The 16,612-nt window shown below is 62.3% G+C and carries 15 protein-coding genes; 7 read left to right on the forward strand and 8 right to left on the reverse strand.

Annotated elements, in window-relative coordinates; all coding sequences use genetic code 11:
* Nucleotides 1-67 precede the first annotated feature (67 nt).
* The 3 genes from trpS to secB are packed head-to-tail and all read right to left on the reverse strand — an operon-like array spanning nt 68 to nt 3,278.
* Nucleotides 68-1,129 (reverse strand): tryptophan--tRNA ligase, encoded by a 1,062-nt coding sequence (trpS, locus tag ACQY6C_RS02910; RefSeq protein WP_427964465.1) that lies wholly within the window; start codon nt 1,127-1,129, stop codon nt 68-70.
* 5 nt (nt 1,130-1,134) lie between these two features.
* Nucleotides 1,135-2,706, reverse strand: coding sequence for a murein biosynthesis integral membrane protein MurJ (gene murJ, locus ACQY6C_RS02915; RefSeq protein WP_427964467.1), 1,572 nt, complete (start codon nt 2,704-2,706; stop codon nt 1,135-1,137).
* Between the two features lie 29 nt (nt 2,707-2,735).
* Nucleotides 2,736-3,278 (reverse strand): protein-export chaperone SecB, encoded by a 543-nt coding sequence (secB, locus tag ACQY6C_RS02920; RefSeq protein WP_427964470.1) that lies wholly within the window; start codon nt 3,276-3,278, stop codon nt 2,736-2,738.
* A 254-nt stretch (nt 3,279-3,532) separates the two neighbouring features.
* On the opposite strand from secB, the gene ACQY6C_RS02925 reads away from it, so the two are divergent.
* From ACQY6C_RS02925 to ACQY6C_RS02940, 4 genes are all read left to right on the forward strand, one after another.
* Nucleotides 3,533-4,204: a Tim44/TimA family putative adaptor protein gene (locus ACQY6C_RS02925; RefSeq protein WP_427964472.1), complete on the forward strand. Its 672-nt coding sequence runs from the start codon at nt 3,533-3,535 to the stop codon at nt 4,202-4,204.
* Between the two features lie 32 nt (nt 4,205-4,236).
* A complete protein-coding gene (gene mltA / locus ACQY6C_RS02930) occupies nt 4,237-5,463 on the forward strand; it encodes a murein transglycosylase A (protein WP_427964475.1) in 1,227 nt (408 codons plus the stop codon).
* A gap of 242 nt (nt 5,464-5,705) precedes the next feature.
* The gene (locus ACQY6C_RS02935) at nt 5,706-6,044 is read left to right on the forward strand and encodes a Smr/MutS family protein (protein ID WP_427964478.1); all 339 of its coding nucleotides are present in this window, start codon (nt 5,706-5,708) and stop codon (nt 6,042-6,044) included.
* 170 nt (nt 6,045-6,214) lie between these two features.
* Nucleotides 6,215-6,442: a hypothetical protein gene (locus ACQY6C_RS02940; protein ID WP_427964481.1), complete on the forward strand. Its 228-nt coding sequence runs from the start codon at nt 6,215-6,217 to the stop codon at nt 6,440-6,442.
* A 90-nt stretch (nt 6,443-6,532) separates the two neighbouring features.
* On the opposite strand, the gene katG is transcribed toward ACQY6C_RS02940, so the two are convergent.
* The 4 genes from katG to aroC all read right to left on the reverse strand — a co-directional run bounded on the left by katG (nt 6,533) and on the right by aroC (nt 12,592).
* Entirely contained in the window at nt 6,533-8,713 is a 2,181-nt protein-coding gene (gene katG / locus ACQY6C_RS02945) for a catalase/peroxidase HPI (RefSeq protein ID WP_427964484.1), read from the reverse strand.
* A 210-nt stretch (nt 8,714-8,923) separates the two neighbouring features.
* Nucleotides 8,924-10,513: an alkyl hydroperoxide reductase subunit F gene (gene ahpF, locus ACQY6C_RS02950; RefSeq protein WP_427964487.1), complete on the reverse strand. Its 1,590-nt coding sequence runs from the start codon at nt 10,511-10,513 to the stop codon at nt 8,924-8,926.
* A 150-nt stretch (nt 10,514-10,663) separates the two neighbouring features.
* Nucleotides 10,664-11,230 (reverse strand): alkyl hydroperoxide reductase subunit C, encoded by a 567-nt coding sequence (gene ahpC, locus ACQY6C_RS02955; RefSeq protein ID WP_427964490.1) that lies wholly within the window; start codon nt 11,228-11,230, stop codon nt 10,664-10,666.
* Nucleotides 11,231-11,503: 273 nt separating this feature from the next.
* Nucleotides 11,504-12,592, reverse strand: coding sequence for a chorismate synthase (aroC, locus tag ACQY6C_RS02960; RefSeq protein WP_427964493.1), 1,089 nt, complete (start codon nt 12,590-12,592; stop codon nt 11,504-11,506).
* 79 nt (nt 12,593-12,671) lie between these two features.
* Between aroC and ruvA the strand changes: the two genes are divergently transcribed.
* The 3 genes from ruvA to ruvB all read left to right on the forward strand — a co-directional run bounded on the left by ruvA (nt 12,672) and on the right by ruvB (nt 14,797).
* Nucleotides 12,672-13,280 carry a Holliday junction branch migration protein RuvA gene (gene ruvA, locus ACQY6C_RS02965; protein WP_427964496.1) on the forward strand — a complete coding sequence of 203 codons (609 nt, stop codon included), beginning with the start codon at nt 12,672-12,674 and terminating at the stop codon, nt 13,278-13,280.
* A gap of 205 nt (nt 13,281-13,485) precedes the next feature.
* Complete coding sequence (locus tag ACQY6C_RS02970) at nt 13,486-13,761, forward strand: hypothetical protein (RefSeq protein WP_427964499.1); 276 nt, start codon at nt 13,486-13,488, stop codon at nt 13,759-13,761.
* Complete coding sequence (gene ruvB / locus ACQY6C_RS02975; RefSeq protein ID WP_427964502.1) at nt 13,754-14,797, forward strand: Holliday junction branch migration DNA helicase RuvB; 1,044 nt, start codon at nt 13,754-13,756, stop codon at nt 14,795-14,797. Before ACQY6C_RS02970 ends, ruvB begins: the two co-directional genes overlap by 8 nt.
* Before the next feature lie 637 nt (nt 14,798-15,434).
* Here the strand turns inward: ruvB and ACQY6C_RS02980 are convergent.
* Nucleotides 15,435-16,382 carry a hypothetical protein gene (locus tag ACQY6C_RS02980; RefSeq protein ID WP_427964504.1) on the reverse strand — a complete coding sequence of 316 codons (948 nt, stop codon included), beginning with the start codon at nt 16,380-16,382 and terminating at the stop codon, nt 15,435-15,437.
* Between the last annotated feature and the right edge of the window lie 230 nt (nt 16,383-16,612).

Genomic DNA, 16,612 nt, shown 5'->3' on the forward strand with positions numbered 1-16,612 from the left:
TGTAAAGGAGATGGCCTGAACGAAGATTGAACACCGCCAAACGGTGAACTTCCACCCGTTCAGCCCATTAACCCCTAACCAGGCCCAAAGCCTTGTAGGTTGCATCGAGCGTCGGAAGCCCGCGTTCGCGCGCCTTGGCCGCACCGCGCGCCAGAATTGCGTCGAGCGATTCGCGGTCCTGCTTCAGCTCGCGGAAACGTTCGGAAATCGGGCTGAGGCTTTCCACCATCAACTCGCCCAGCGCGGGCTTGAACGCGCCGAAGCCTTGCCCGCCGAAGCGGCTGAGCACGGCGTCCACGCTTTCGCCCGACAGTGCACCGAAAATACTGACCAGATTGAGTGCTTCCGCCCGGCCTTCCAGCCCCGCCGCCTCGCTCGGCAACGGTTCGGGATCGGTCTTGGCCTTCTTGACCTTTTTCATGATCGTGTCGGCATCGTCGGACAGGTTGATGCGGCTCATATCCGATGGATCGGACTTGCTCATCTTTGCCTTACCATCGCGCAGACTCATGATCCGCGCGGCTTCGGGCGGGATATAGGGGTCTGGCAGCGTGAAGACTGGCGCGTCTTCGCTACAGAAGTCATTGTTGAACTTCTGCGCGATGTCGCGCGCCAGCTCGAGATGCTGTTTCTGGTCTTCGCCCACCGGCACATGCGTAGCCTGATAGAGCAGCACGTCCGCCGCTTGCAGCACCGGATAGGCGAACAGCGCAACGCTCTGCCCCTCGCGGTTCTTGCCCGCCTTGTCCTTCCACTGCGTCATGCGGCCCAACCAACCCATCCGCGCGGTGCCGTTGAGCAGCCATTGCAATTCTGCATGGGCCGGAACCTGCGCCTGGTTGAACAGGATCGAGCGCGATGGATCGATCCCGCAGGCGACAAGCGCGGCGGTCATCTCCAGCGTGGCCGAGGTTAGGTCCTTCGGGTCGAATGGCATGGAGATGGCGTGGAGATCGGCAAGGAAAAACAGGCATTCGCTGGATTGCTTGTCCGCGCTACCGCCTGAGGCTGCCTGAGCGCGGTTGGCTTCGTCCATCTCGTCCTGCATCCGAACCCAATTGCGGATCGCCCCCAGATAATTGCCGAGGTGGAGATTGCCCGTAGGCTGGATACCGGAAACGACGCGCATGAGAGTTAGGGAGCCTTCTTCCTGGTCAGCGCGGCAATGCGCTGCTTATCAATGGCGCCAACCGCAAAGGCCACGCCGAAATAGACGACGGCAGAGCACGCAACGAGCACCGCCAGAGCGAACAGCCGCTCGAACAGACCGGCGGCGAACCACCCGGTTAGCAAATCGCGAGCGAACCACAAGGCGGTGCCCATCGCGCTGGCTGCGACTAGCTGGCGCGCGATCCGCCCGACCAGCGCGAGCGGAATGGCATAGTGCCCGCGCTTCACCAGCACGGCATAGAGGAATGCCACGTTGATCCATGCGCCGATGACGCTGGCATAGGCCACGCCGACCACGCCAAAATCGGTCAGAATCGCGAAATTCAGCGTGACGAAGACCGTCAGCGAGATGAAGGCGGCATAGACGGGCGTGCGTGTGTCCGAACGGGCATAGAAATTGGGCACTAGAACCTTGACCAGCACATAGGCGGGCAAGCCCAGCACCAGCGCAGCGAGCACTCTGCCCGCGATCGCGGCGTCTGCCAGGTCGAAACGACCGCCCTGGAAAATCATCGTCACGAAGGGGGTTGCGCAGATTGCCAGCGCGACCGCCGCCGGGATGGTCAGCAACATGGACAGTTCGATCGCATCGGACTGGATGCGGTCGGCGCCTTCTTTGTTCTCGCTACCGACGAACTTTGACAGTGTCGGCAGGATGGCGGTGGACAGCGCAATGCCGATGATCCCCAGCGGAAGCTGGTTCAGGCGGTCGGCATAATTCATGTAACTGACCGAAGCGTCGCCGATCTGGTTGAGGAAATAGAGCTGGATCAAAGTGTTGATCTGGTAGGCGCCGCCACCGATCGCAGCAGGCAACGCGATGACGCACAGCCGCTTCACTTCGGGCGTGATGCGCGGCCACAGCAGCCGCGGGCGGAACCCTTCTACGCGGGTCCAGTAGTAGAGCCAGGCAAGCTGCAACACGCCCGCAGCGGTGACGGCCCAAGCGATGCCATATGTCACCTGCTCTACGTTCGCTCCCATGGTCCGCATCGCATAATCGCCGCCCAGCAGCGCGCAGATCAGCACCAGATTGAGGATAATCGGGAAGCTCGCTCCCGGTGCAAAGCGCGACACCGAATTGAGCATGCCTGTGAACAAAGTCACCAGGCTGACCAGCACGATGTAAGGGAACATGATTCGCGCGAAAGCCACGGCCATGGCGAAATCGTCCGGATCGGTCTGCTTGTCTTCCAGCAGCCAGATCACGCCCGGCATTGCCAGTTCGATCACTGCGCAAAGCAGGATCAGAACCGGCAGGAAGATGCTCAGCACATCGTTGGAAAAGCTGCGCGCTTCCTCAAGCCCTCCTTCGCCGTGCAGGCGCTTGGAGAACATCGGCACGAAGGCGGCGGAAAAGGCGCCTTCCGCAAACAGCCTGCGGAAGACGTTAGGAATGATGAAGGCCTGGAACCATGCGTCCGTTATGGCGCTGGCGCCGAGCACGCGGCTGAAGATCATCTCGCGCGCCATGCCCGCGACACGGCTCGCCAGCGTCAGCGAGCCGATCGTGCCGACATGTTTGAGCAGGCTCATGCGAGAGCCTTCACATTAGTCTCCGCGCCTCAGGCGTTGCCGCTGGGAGCGGGCGTTTCATCGCTACCCGCCTCGGCCGCTTCCTGCTGCTGCTTCGCCTGAAGCTGCTGCAGGTAGAGCCCGTTGAAGTCGATCGGGTCCATCATCATCGGCGCGAAGCCTGCATCGCGCACCGCGTCGGCCACCACCGCGCGGGCGAAGGGGAACAGCAAGCGCGGAGCTTCGGCGAACAGGAAGGCATGAGCATGTTCTTCGGGGATGTTGCGCATGGCAACCAGCCCGCAATAGGCCAGCTCGACCAGATAGGCATTGCCCTTGGATGTCTTCGCCGTGAGGTTGATCTTGAGCTCCACTTCGTGGATCTCGTCATTGACCTTGTTAGACCCGATGTTGAACTGCAGATCGATCTGCGGCTGTTCGGTCCATTGAAAGACCTCGGGCGCATTCGGGTTTTCGACCGACATGTCCTTCACATATTGCGTGATGATGCCCGCGCTCGGCAGGTTGTCCGCACCATTGGGTGCGCCATCGCTGAGATTGAGATCGGTGAGAATGTCGCCTTCTTCGGCCATGTCGGTCCAACTTTCGTATCGGGTTGAGTGTCATTCCGCCCATAGAGCGGTTTGGCCGCGCGCCTAGCACCGCAAGGCGGTGCCCGCAACTGGACCGAATACCGCTTTCGTGCGTTGAGACGAAACGGGGCCCTTGAAGGCATCAATCGAAGCAGGAATAGCCGTTGCCGATTTGTAATTCGATCCTATTTAGGGCACTCAGGGATTTAACATTCGAGCCGGGGACGGCTTGCAAGACCGCCGGGTAAACAAACGTGATTGTCGAAATCGTCATCCTAGCCATGATCGCAGCCTTTCTGGGGCTGAGGCTCTATTCCGTGCTTGGCCAGCGCGCCGAGCATGAAGAGGAGTCGATTCCGCATCGTTTCGATGCGGGCGACAAGGGTGAGGGGAAGGATCCTGCGGCGGCGAAATCCACAAAGCCCGCCCCTTCCCAGTTCCAGCAGCGCCAGCCGCGGCTGGAAGGCGTCATGCCTGCGGTCGAACGCGGAGTGCGCGAAATCGCCTCTGCCGATCCGCGTTTCGACATCATCGCTTTCCTCGAAGGAGCCAAGGGCGCCTATGGCATGATCCTTGATGCCTTCTGGAAAGGCGATAGCGAGACTCTCAGGCAGCTGTGCGATGATGATGTCTTCGCCAGCTTCGATTCCGAGATTGAAGGGCGCAAAGCTGCGGGCCACACGCTCGATAACAAGCTGATCCGGATCGAGGAAACGCGCATCCATTCGGCCTCGCTGGAAGGACGCACGGCGCGAGTAGCTGTGCTGTTCATTGCCGACATCGCCGCGGTTACGCGCGACAAGGATGGCAATGTGATTGCCGGATCGCTCGACGATGCGGTTGAAAGCCGCGACATCTGGACCTTTGCACGCGAAGTCGATTCCGCCGATCCGAACTGGCTGCTCGACGAAACCGACCAAGGCTGATCGCCAAGATCCCTGGCTGAAGAGGAGGACGCATGCTGCGGCACTGGCTCTCGAACGGGCTGGCGCTCGGCTCTCTCCTCGTCCTGTCCGCCTGCGTGCGGCTGATCCCAGATGGCGCCGCGCCGCATACCGCGACACCGATTGCTCCGCCGGTCAAAGCGGTCGAAAGTGCCGCTTTCGCCGGGCTCGTGCGCGGCCCCAACGTCGGAGCGCTTGGCTTGACGCCCGGCGACGCAGGAACAGCACTCGCCAGCTTCCTCGAATCGTGTCCCAAGCTTCAGGCGCGCGAAGATGCCAGCGGGCTGACAAATGGTGCGGACTGGAAACCGGCCTGCGATGCGGCAACGGCCTGGCCGCCCGACCGCGCGGCGGGATTCTTTCAAAGCTACTTCGAGACCGTGCGCGTGGGCGACGGTGCGGCCTTCGCGACCGGTTATTTCGAGCCCGAAATCACCGGGTGCCGTACACGCCAGCCCGGTTGCGACGTGCCGGTCTATGGTCCACCGCCCGAGCTGGTGCGCGCCTGGCCTGCTGATATGCCCGAAACAGAGCGGACGGGGCGCCCACCGCTCGGTCGCTATGATGCAAGCGGCAATTTCGTGCTCTACTACGAGCGCGCGGAAATAGAGGACGGCGCGCTGGCGGGGCGTGGGCTGGAGATCGCCTGGGCCGCCGACCCGGTCGAGTTTTTCTTCCTCCAGATCCAGGGATCGGGCCGCCTCAAGACGCCCGAAGGCGAAGTGATCCGGATCGGCTATGCGGGTCAGAACGGGCGCGAATATGTCGGTATCGGCAAGGTCATGCGCGAGCGCGGGCTGCTGGGTGACGGTCCGGGCCAATATCCCGGCTCGATGCAGGGCATCATGCAATATCTGCGCGAGAGACCAGGGGAAGGCCGTGATCTGATGCGGCTCAACAAGAGCTGGATCTTCTTCCGCGAACTCGATGGAGACGGCCCGCTCGGCGCGCTGGGCGTGCCGGTGCGCGGCACCAGTTCGGTGGCGGCAGACCCGCGCTTCGTCCCGCTGGGCGCTCCGGTCTGGCTCGATCTCGACCGGAACGAGGCGGACGGGTTGTGGATTGCGCAGGACACTGGTGGCGCCATCAAGGGCGCCAATCGCTTTGACACTTTCTGGGGGGCGGGCGAACGGGCCCGCGCGATCGCTGGCGGCATGAGCGGGCGCGGGCAGGCGCTGATCCTGCTGCCCAAGGGCACGGTCGAGCGGCTGGACCGCGCGCAGCTTAACACCACGCAATGAGCATTCCGCGCGGCCTGAGTGAGCAAGAGGCGGAGGCCTGGGCAAAGCTCGCTTCCACCGTGACGCCGCTGCATCCTCCCCAAAAGGGGGAAGGGGCCCGTCCTCGGGCGCGTTCCGGGGACGGTAGAGGCGCACCCGCAACTGCTCCGAAGCCTGCCTCGGCGAAAGAGCCGCACTTGCCCCTCCACCCCGCCGCTTCGCGGCGCGATCCTCCTCCCCGGCGCGGGGAGGCGCATTCCGGATTGGACTCGCATTGGGATCGCAAGCTCAAAGCGGGATCGGTCCAGCCCGATTTTACGCTCGACCTGCATGGGCATTCGCTCGACGCGGCCTATGACCGACTGATGGACGGGATCGAGCAGGCGCGGGCCGTGGATGCGCGCGTGGTGCTCCTGATCGCGGGCCGCTCGCGCCCTACCGATCCTGCCGACCGGGCGGAGAAGCGCGGGGCGATCCGCGCCAAACTGCTCGACTGGCTTGCTGCCAGCCGCCATTCCGACGCCATCGCAGCCGTGCGCAAGGCGCATATCCGCCATGGCGGAGGCGGCGCGCTCTATCTTGTTCTCAAGCGTGGGCGCTGAGCCTGCAAGCTGCTGTCGGGGTGGCGCCAGTAAGGCGTGCGCTGCGAATTGTGGCACAATGCCGGAATTGTCGGTGTGGCGGGCTCGCCAGCGGATCGAGCCGCAATAGGAATATCAAAGCCGAAGGCCAGCCTGCCATTTGCAACCTCGATCTTTTGGGGGAGGAAATTATGCAGAGAATCCAGATGGCGGCAGCTCTGATCGCATTGGCCATGATAACAATCACTCTGACTTTGACATTGCGTGCGATCCTGAATGGAGCGCCGGTTGTCGAAGATCTGATGAATCTATCCAGGTTGCTGTTGTCCTGGCCGATTGTTGCGGGCGGATTTGTGTTTGGCGGCGGACAGGCAATCATTGGTGCATGGAACAAGGGTCATCCTGAAGGGGAGGTTTGACACAAAAACCCCCGGCCTTTCGACCGGGGGTTCCTAGCGACCCTAATCGCTCGTCGCACGGCGGCGCTTTGCGCCCAGTGCTGCGATCGATCAGGCGAGGTCGAAACGATCTGCGTTCATCACCTTGGTCCAGGCGGCTACGAAGTCCTTCACGAACTTCGCTTCATTGCCGTTCTGGGCATAGACTTCGGCGATAGCGCGAAGCTGTGAGTTCGAACCGAAGACGAGATCGGCGCGTGTCGCGGTCCATTTCTTCTCGCCGCTCTTGCGGTCGCTGCCGGTGAACTCCTCTTCGTCCGCATCCACGGCTGACCATTTTGTCGAAATGTCGAGCAGGTTGACGAAGAAGTCATTGGTCAACTGGCCCTTGCGGCTGGTGAATACGCCATGAGCGGTATTGCCGCTATTGGCGCCCAGCACGCGCAGGCCCCCGACCAGTGCCGTCATTTCGGGCAGCGTCAGGCCAAGCAGATCGGCCCGGTCGATCAGCAGTTCCTCGGTCGCGACGCTGAGCCGGCCCGCGCGATAGTTGCGGAACCCGTCGGCGAGCGGCTTGAGATAGGCGAAGCTCGCCGCATCGGTCTGCTCGTCACCGGCATCGCCGCGCCCGCCGGTGAAGGGCACCGCCACATCATGGCCAGCATCCTTAGCCGCCTTCTCGACCGCTGCCGTGCCTGCGAGCACGATTGCATCGGCCATCGACAGATTGCCGCGCAGCTCGTCGATCTTGCTCAGAACCTTGCTCAGTTCGGCGGGGTCGTTGGCTTCCCAGTCCTTCTGCGGGGCGAGCCGCACGCGGGCGCCATTGGCGCCGCCGCGATGGTCCGTCCTGCGATAGGTCGAGGCAGATGCCCAGGCAGCCTTGACCAGTTCGCTGACACTCAGTCCGCTGCCAAGCACCGCCGACTTGAAGGCGGCAACGTCGCTGTCCGAAGGCGTGGAGCCCGCCGGGACCGGGTCCTGCCAGATCAGGTCTTCCGAGGGGACGTCCGGGCCGAGATAGCGTGCCTTGGGGCCCATATCGCGGTGCGTCAGCTTGAACCACGCACGGGCGAAGGCATCGTCCAGCGCTGCCTGATCGTTCAGGAACTTCTCCGATATCTTGCGATAATCGGGGTCCATCTTCAACGCCATGTCGGCAGTGGTCATCATGGTCGGAACCTTCTTGGAAGGATCGCGCGCATCGGGCGCCATGTCCTCCGGGTCCGGATTGACCGGCTGCCATTGCTGCGCGCCGGCCGGGCTGTGGACCAGCTCGTAATCGTATTTGAACAGCAGGCGGAAGTAGTCGCCGCCCCATTGCGTGGGGTTGGGCGTCCAGGCGCCTTCGATGCCCGAAGTCGTAATCAGCCCCTCTGCGATCTGGCCCGCGTCGGTTGCCCAGCCAAAGCCCTGCAGTTCGAGCGCTTCGGATTCGGGGTCGCCGCTCAGCGTGCCCGGATCAACTGCGCCATGCGCCTTGCCGAAGGCGTGGCCACCGGCGGTCAGCGCGACGGTCTCCTCGTCATCCATGGCCATGCGGAGGAAGGTTTCCTTCATGTCGCGCGCCGCAAGAAGCGGGTCGGGATTGCCGCCCGGCCCTTCGGGATTGACGTAGATCAGGCCCATCTGGATTGCGGCGAGCGGGTCCTCGAGGTCCCAGTCCTTGTCAGGCTGGATGCGCGTTTCCGCTCCGGTGTTCACCCACTCATCCTCGGTGCCCCAATAGACCTTCTCGGGGTAATAGACGTCGGGACGGCCGCCACCGAAGCCGAACACCGGGCCGCCCATCGATTCAATTGCGACATTGCCGGTCAGCACGAAGAGGTCGGCCCAGCTCAACGCATCGCCATATTTCTGCTTGATCGGCCAGAGGAGTCGGCGAGCCTTGTCGAGATTGCCGTTGTCGGGCCAGCTGTTGAGCGGAGCGAAACGCTGCTGCCCTTCACCCGCGCCGCCGCGCCCGTCAGACACGCGATAGGTGCCTGCCGCGTGCCAGGCCATGCGGATGAAGAAGGGGCCGTAATGGCCGTAATCTGCTGGCCACCAGTCCTGGCTATCGGTCATCAGCGCAGTCAGATCCGCCTTGACCGCCGCAAGGTCGAGCGATTTGAATGCCTCCGCATAGTCGAAGTCGGGATCCATCGGGCTGGGTGACAACCCGCGATCGCTCATCATGTTCAGAGGCAGCTTGTTGGGCCACCAATCCTCGTTCGTGCGGCCCAGCAGCGTGCGGGTGCCGCCACCCGTGAAGGGGCATTTGCCGCCCATATCGCCGGTTTTCATGTCCATGATGCTGTTCTCCTCTCAGGCAAGAGACTCGGGGGAGGTGAGTCTTGAGACGGAGGATGACGTTTCACCCGTAAACTGTCCAATCGATTAAATGGCGCTCATTGATTGGATATTACGATCAAAAACCTGATCTTGAGCACAAGCGAAAACGCCGCCTCTCCCTAAGGAAAAGCGGCGATGCGCATCTTGTTCCGGCGATTGGATGGCCAGTTAGGCGGCCTGTGCGATTTCGTCACTCGCTTCGTTGCGGATCAGGTAGTCGAATGCGGACAGCCCCGCCTTCGATCCTTCGCCCATGGCGACCACGATCTGCTTGTAGGGAACGGTGGTGACATCGCCCGCGCCGAAGATGCCGGGCAAGTTGGTCCGGCCTTCTTCATCGGTCACGATCTCGCCGTGCCTTGACAGTTCGAGCCCGCTTTCGGCCAGCCATTCGGTATTGGGCACGAGACCGATCTGGACGAACACGCCTTCCAGTTCGATCCGGCGCTCCTCGCCACTCTCGCGGTCCTTCACGACCAGGCCGTCCACACGCTCGCCATCGCCGGTGATTTCGGTCGTCTGTCCTGAAGTGACGATTTCGACATTGGGGAGCGAGCGCAGCTTGGCCTGCAGAACTTCGTCTGCGCGCAGCTTGCTGTCGAACTCGATCAGCGTCACATGACCGACGACATTGGCGAGGTCGATCGCCGCCTCGACGCCCGAATTGCCGCCGCCGATCACCGCGATGCGCTTGCCCTTGAACAGCGGGCCATCGCAATGCGGGCAATAAGCGACACCCTTGTTGCGGTATTCCGCCTCACCCGGAACGCCGAGATTGCGCCAGCGCGCGCCGGTCGAGAGGATCAGCGACCGCGCCTTGAGCGTGCCGCCATTGGCGAGTTCGATCCGGTGCAATCCGCCTGGCATTTCGGCCGGAACAAGCTGCACGGCACGGGCAAGGTTCATCAGGTCGATGTCATACTCGCCGACATGGCGTTCGAGATCGCCTGCCAGCTTCGGCCCTTCTGTGTAGGGCGTGCCGGGCAGGTTCTCGATGCCGAGTGTGTCATGCAGCTGTCCGCCGAAGCGTTCGGCCGCGATGCCGGTGCGGAAGCCCTTGCGCGCCGTGTAAATCGCTGCCGCCGCACCTGCAGGACCGCCGCCGATCACCAGCACTTCGAACGGGTCCCTGGCGCTCAGCTTTTCTGCCGCCTTGGCATCGGCCCCGCTGTCCAGCTTGGCGAGGATCTCGGCCAGCTCCATCTTGCCGTTGTAGAAGCTTTCGCCATTGAGGAAGGTCGCGGGCACGGCCAGAACGCCGCGCGCTTCGACTTCGTCCTGATAGGCGCCGCCTTCAATCAGCGTGGCGGTGATCCGCGGGTTCTCCAGCGCCATCAGCGTCAGCGCCTGCACTACGTCCGGGCAATTGTGGCAGGAGAGCGAGAAATACATCTCGAAATGAAAATCGCCTTCCAGCGCGCGAACCTGTTCGATCAGGTCGGCATCGACCTTGGGCGGATGGCCACCCGCCCACAGCAGCGCCAGCACCAGCGAAGTGAACTCGTGCCCCATGGGGAGGCCCGCAAACCGCACCCACTTTTCCGCATCGCTCGCGCGGCGGATCACGAAGCTGGGCTTGCGATCGTCGGTTCCGTCGAACGAAGCCGTGACAAGATCGTGCAGCGCGGCGATTTCCTCGAGCAAGGCGCGCGTTTGCGCGGACTTCTCGTCATCACCCAACGATGCGACGAGCTCAATTGGCTCGCGCAGATTGGCGAGATATTGCTTGAGCTGATCTTTCATCGCCTGGTCGAGCATGAGGCGTCACTCCGAAGAATTGATTTTTGGGTGTTAGCCAGAAGACCCGGGGCCTTGGGAGGGGGAGAGAGGCCCCGGGGCTTCCAGCGACCCGAGCGGGAGCCCGGGCAATGGAAACCGGCGGTGTTGCCGGTTCCCGAAGTTCAACGATCAGATCTTGCCGACCAGATCGAGCGAAGGAGCCAACGTTTCGCTGCCTTCTTCCCACGCGGCCGGGCAGACCTGGCCGGGGTTTGCACGGACATATTGCGCCGCCTTGATCTTGCGGGTCAGTTCGTTGGCGTTGCGGCCCACGCCTTCGCAGGTGATTTCCATGATCTGGATCACACCATCGGGATCGACCACGAAAGTCGCGCGGTCAGCCAGGCCGGCCTCTTCGCGCAGCACGCCGAAATTGTTCGACAGCGTGTGCAGCTGGTCACCCAGGAAGGCATACTTCAGCTTGCCGATCTTCTCGGAAGTGTCGTGCCATGCCTTGTGGCTGAAATGCGTGTCGGTGCTGACGGCATAGACGTCCACGCCCATGCTCTGCAGCAGGTCGTATTTCTCGCCAAGGTCTTCCAGCTCGGTCGGGCAGACGAATGTGAAATCCGCCGGATAGAAGAAGAACACGCTCCACTTGCCCTTCACGTCCTCGTCCGTGACTTCGAAGAAGTCCTTACCCGCCTGGAATGCGGTGGCCTTGAACGGCTTGATGGTGCTTCCGATGATACCCATGAATAATCCCTCTGGTTTGGTTTGAAACTCGGGGGTTCAAATAGGCATTGTTGCAACGCAGAAAAGCGATTTTGTGCGATTGCTAACATCGATTTTATCGATCAAATGCAGTAGTTTCCAAAATTGCAACAGTGACTTATGAATTGTTGTAGAAATTGCATTATGCGGAGCGGTATCGCGCTTGCGAAGGGCGCTCATTGCCTGCAGTCGGGCGCGTTCCTGTTGCGCTACCGCTACGCTACATGAGCGCGTTCCTGCTGCGCTATCGCTACGCTACTTGAGCGCGTTCTGACCCCGGTGGAGCAGCTTGTGGTCGGCCAGCACCAGCGCCATCATCGCTTCGACCACCGGTGTGCCGCGAATGCCCACGCAGGGATCGTGGCGGCCCTTGGTCCGCACCTGCGTCGCTTCGCCATCAGCGGTGATCGAATCCACCGGCGTCAGGATTGAACTGGTCGGTTTGAACGCCACGCGGCATACCACCGGCTGGCCGGTCGAAATACCGCCTGCCGTGCCGCCAGCGTGATTGGCGGTGAAGCGCGGCATGCCATCATTGCTGCCCGGTTCAGGCGGCCGCATCGGATCGGCATTCTCTTCGCCCGTCAGCCGCGCGGCCGCAAACCCGTCACCAATCTCGACGCCCTTGACCGCGTTGATGCTCATCATCGCTGCCGCAAGATCGCCATCCAGCTTGGCATAGACAGGGGCGCCCCAACCTGCGGGAACGCCCGTCGCCACGCATTCGACCACTGCGCCGAGCGATGATCCGGCCTTGCGCGCGGCGTCGACCTTCTCTTCCCAGCGCGTTGCCGCGGCCGCATCGGGGCAGAAGAAGGCGTTGTTGCCGATCTCTGCATAGTCGATTGCCTCGCGGTCGATTGCATCGCCGCCCAGCTCGCAGACATAGGCGGTGATCGTCACTTCGGGGATGACGAGCCGCGCCACCGCGCCCGCCGCAACCCGCGCTGCGGTTTCGCGCGCGGAGGACCGCCCGCCGCCGCGATAGTCGCGGATGCCGTATTTCGCGTCATAGGCGTAATCGGCATGGCCGGGGCGATAGGCCTTGGCGATTTCCGAATAGTCCTTGCTGCGCTGATCGGTGTTTTCGATCATCAGGCTGATTGGCGTGCCTGTCGTCTGGCCTTCAAAAGTGCCTGAAAGGATGCGCACCAGGTCCGCTTCCTGCCGCTGAGTGGTGAAGCGGCTCTGCCCTGGCTTACGCGCATCGAGGTAAGGCTGGATGTCGCTCTCGCTCAGTGCGATGCGCGGCGGGCACCCGTCCAGCACAGCGCCCAGCGCCGGGCCATGGCTCTCGCCCCAGGTGGTAAAGCGCAGCACGCGTCCGAAAGTGTTCCAACTCATGTGCAAGCGCATTGGCGCAACTGTGGGCTGCTGTCCATAATCTCTGGACCAAACTTATCTTTACGTTCAAGAACAAACCATGATCGCGAAGCTGAAGGGCCTGCTCGACGAAACCGGCACCGACTGGGCGGTGATTGACGTGCAGGGCGTGGGTTATCTGGTCCATTGTTCGGCCAAGACGCTCACGGCGCTGGGCGAGCAGGGCGAAGCCTGCACCGTCTATACCGATCTGCAGGTGTCGGAGAACGACATGCGGCTGTTGGGCTTTGCCGAAGCCGGGGAACGCGACTGGTTTCGCCTGCTGACGCAGGTTCAGGGCGTGGGCAGCAAGGTCGCGCTGGCGATCCTTTCCGCGCTTTCGACCGGCGAATTGCGCGATGCCTGCGCTGGCGGCGATGCGGCGACGGTTGCGCGCGCGCAGGGCGTGGGGCCGAAACTGGCCGGGAGAATCGTCAACGAGTTGAAGGACAAGGCGGGCGCATTGCCGGGGTCTGGTTCGGGCGGCGGCGTGGCTGGATTTGTCGTTCCCGCTAACAGCGCCAGCGCCGATGCTGTGAGCGCGCTGGAGAATCTCGGCTTCAAGCCCGCGATTGCCGCACAGGCCGTCGCGCGCGCTCAGGGCGAACTGGGTGAGGACGCCAGCGAAAGCGAGCTGATCCGCGTAGCACTGAAAAGGGCGGCGGGGTGATGGAGATCTCAACTCGTCATCCTGAACTCGTTTCAGCATCCATTTCAGCCACGACTGGCTTGGGATAGCTGTGATGAGGATGTCAGTCCGCAGGTGGCTAGGCTTAGGGGGATTAGTTCTTCTTCTCGCGACAATCCAACTGGCCGTGAGCGTCAGGAGAGCAAACTGGTTGGAATTTTGGAGTGCCGAAAGTTGGCTCTGGTCTGTGTTGCCTGCCGCATTTATGGGCGCCTGGGGTTGGGTCTCGCTATACTTCGCCGGGCAGACGAATTCGGTCGTAGCTGTGCGCCTTCTCATAGGATTAGCCATCGCCTATTTCGGTTACGCTGCGTTCACCTGCTATGACATTGTGGCGTATGGCAATTCCACCTCTGGTATCGCATTCTTCTTTTTTCCTGGCGCGGCGGCATTCGTAATGTTGCCACTGATGGCCCTTTTTGCTTGGATTGGCTGGAAGGTCGACGGTGAAGCAATTGACTGATCCCATCCCCCTCCATTCGCCGGACAGGCAAGCAGACGATCCAGATGCGGCGTTGCGGCCCAAGTCGCTGGCCGAGTTCATCGGGCAGGAGGCCGCGCGCGAGAACCTGCGCGTCTTCATCGATAGCGCGCGCTCGCGCGGCGAGGCGATGGACCACACACTGTTCTTCGGCCCACCTGGCCTGGGCAAGACCACGCTGGCGCAGATCGTCGCCAAGGAACTGGGCGTCGGTTTCCGCGCCACCAGCGGCCCTGTGATCGCCAAGGCGGGCGATTTGGCGGCGCTGCTGACCAATCTAGAGCCGCATGATGTGCTGTTCATCGACGAAATTCACCGGCTCAATCCGGTGGTGGAGGAAATCCTCTATCCCGCGATGGAAGACCGCGCGCTCGATATCATCATCGGCGAAGGGCCCGCGGCGCGCAGCGTTCGAATCGACCTGCCACCCTTTACGCTGATCGGGGCGACCACGCGGCAGGGCCTGCTGACAACTCCGCTGCGCGATCGCTTCGGCATCCCCGTGCGGCTTAATTTCTATACCCATGACGAGCTCGATCTGGTGGTGACGCGCGGGGCGCGGTTGATGGGCATGAATATCGATCCCGCGGGCGCGCGCGAGATTGCGCGGCGCAGTCGCGGGACGCCGCGCGTAGCGGGAAGGCTGCTGCGGCGGGTGCGCGATTTCGCCCATGTCGCAGGCCAGGACACGGTCACGCGGGCGATTGCCGACGATGCGCTGACGCGGCTGGAGATCGATTCGCTTGGCCTCGATGCGATGGACCGGCGCTATCTTCTCATGATCGCAGGCACTTACAAGGGCGGCCCGGTGGGGGTGGAAACGCTCGCTGCTGGGCTGGCAGAACCGCGCGACACGGTGGAAGATGTGATCGAGCCCTATCTCATCCAGCTCGGCCTGCTGGCGCGCACGGCGCGCGGCCGCGTGCTTAACGATGCAGGCTGGGAGCACCTCGAAATGTCGCCTCCCAGGCCTCCCGATCAGTCATCACAAACGGGCCTGTTTGACGGAACTCCTTAAAAAACGGCGAATAATTTGGCCTGGATTGGTTTCATAGTGGGACAGGTAGGCCAAATCGGCGCCTCCCGAATGAAGAAACTGGACGCTGGGCACATGATTCATGGTTAATTGCGTTGCCGTTGGTAACTAACCGCACTCATTTGCAATCAAAGGAATAGGCGGAAGGCCGGAATCGCCGGTTTGCCGCATCCGCAGATGCAGATGAGAGTAACAAGTCCATGTCGGTTAAACTGCTCGCAGCAAAGCTGTCCGCAACCGCAGCAGGTGTCGCCCTGCTCGCCGGCGGTGCCGTGCATGTCGCGGAAACCCCGGTTGGGGACCCTGCCTATGCAAGCGAGATGAAGGGCAAGCTCGTCAAGGGCAAAGCGGTACCCGTCCAGCAGGTCAAATATATCAAGACTCGCGAGCGGGAGATTCCCAAGCCGATCAAGCGCCAGCGGCGGATCGTTGAGCGGACTCTCGAATGCGAGCCGGTCCAGCCTGGTACCGATGTGGGCCTCGCGCCTGAAGGTGCAGTGAGCGCCTATGCCGACGCACAGGAATGCCCGCCGATCTATCGCGCCCGCATGATCCCGGCGCCGCTTCCCGCGCTGCCCCCGATCCAGGGCGGCGGTGGCGGCTTTGGCGGCCCGGTCGTTTATGGCGGCGGCGGTCTTGGCGGCGGTTTCGGCGGAGGCTTCTTCGGCGGCTTCTTCGGTGGCGGCGGATCATCGGGCGGCAATGTGACCGTGACTTCGACCACGACGACGTCCACATCGGGTGGAAGCACGAGCGACGGGTTCGACGATCCCACCGATACCAGCAGTTCGGGAACGGTCGACATTCCGCTCGACGGTGAAGGCGGCGATATCAATATCGACATCGATATCGATATCGACAATTCGACATCGACCACTTCGTCGAGCGGCCAGGTCAGCTCCACCAGTTCGAGCGGCAACATCAGCTCCTCGACCGGTGAGGTCAGCACTTCGACATCGACCGGCAGCGTTTCGAGCTCGACCGGCTCGGTTTCCAGCTCCACCTCGTCAAGCTCGGGGAATGTTTCGAGTTCGACCGGCGCTGTGAGCAGCTCGAGCGGCAATGTTTCGAGTTCAACCGGCTCGGTTTCAAGCTCGTCCGGTAACGTCAGTAGCTCGAGTGGCAACGTATCGAGTTCGTCTGGCAACGTTTCAAGCTCGAGCGGCAATGTGTCGAGTTCGAGCGGCAATGTTTCCAGCTCTTCGTCCTCGTCCAGCTCGTCGAGTTCGTCTTCCAGCAGCTCATCTTCTTCGAGCTCGTCTTCTTCTAGCTCGGGCGGAAGCAGTGGCGGTGTGTCGACCAGCGGAGGCAGCACGGGCATCATCACGAGCAGCACCAGCTCCTCGTCGTCCAGCAGCTCGTCTTCGAGTTCGTCCTCTTCGTCTTCCGGTTCTTCCAGCTCGTCAGGTTCTTCGAGCTCTTCAAGTTCAACCAGTTCATCGAGCTCCTCGAGCACATCCGGCTCGTCCAGCTCCTCGGGCGGCACAAGCAGCGGGACCGATGTCCCTGCGCCGCCGATGACCTTCTTGTTCGGTGCGGCGGCCGCCGCGATCCTGGGCCGCCGCAAGTTCAAGATCCGCAAGGGGGCCTGAACCGCACCCTTGCGGAGCCAATTTGACTGGTTACGGGCGGCATCCGATCCGGTTTGCCGCCCATCTTTTTCGCTAAAACGTACTTAGTCCACGAGCGAAAACAGATCTTCCACCGTGCATTCGAGCGCACAAGCGAGTTTCAGCGCGAAAGTAGCTGAGGAATCGAAAGGGCGGCCCTTGCGGACCGCCCCTCAATTTCTTCCGC

Source organism: Altererythrobacter sp. (assembly GCF_050299635.1).
In the GTDB taxonomy this organism is placed as follows: Bacteria; Pseudomonadota; Alphaproteobacteria; order Sphingomonadales; family Sphingomonadaceae; genus Erythrobacter.